The organism is Saccharicrinis aurantiacus, assembly GCF_001660705.2.
Classification (GTDB): domain Bacteria; phylum Bacteroidota; class Bacteroidia; order Bacteroidales; family Marinilabiliaceae; genus Saccharicrinis; species Saccharicrinis aurantiacus.
Genome location: NZ_LYBV02000010.1, coordinates 1 through 506, shown reverse-complemented (window position 1 = coordinate 506; position 506 = coordinate 1). Strand labels below are relative to the sequence as shown.

Genomic DNA, 506 nt, shown 5'->3' with positions numbered 1-506 from the left:
GCGTTGGGGTAGAGTAATTGAAGGTGCAGGTGAAGATGTATATTTAGGTTCTCTTGTGGCACGTGCCAGAGTAAGAGGTTTTCAGGGTATTTCTGATTACAACGACCTAAGCGATAACAATACGCTTATTGCCTGTGCCAAGCACTTTATTGCCTATGGTGCAGGACAAGCTGGTAGAGATTACCATACTACCGATATGTCGGAGCATAGATTACACGAGACCTACTTCCCTCCTTTTCAGGCTGCTATTGATGAAGGGGTAGGTACTTTTATGACTGCATTTAACGATTTAAATGGCGTGCCGTGTACCGGAAATAAATACCTGTATTCTGATATTCTTCGCGATAGTTGGAAGTTTAAAGGAATGGTGGTTACTGATTATACGGCTATTACTGAATTAATTCCTCACGGATATGCAAAAGATGCCAAGCAGGCTGCACAATTAAGTTTAGATGCTGGTATTGATATGGATATGATTAGCGAAGCTTTTGTAACGCATCTTAAGG

Annotated in this window: 1 protein-coding gene; it reads left to right on the top strand. The window is 41.5% G+C overall.

Annotated features, from left to right (window positions below; all coding sequences use genetic code 11):
- The coding region (locus A8B35_RS05020; protein ID WP_317041857.1) for a glycoside hydrolase family 3 protein at nucleotides 1-506 on the top strand (506 nt) is incomplete at both ends.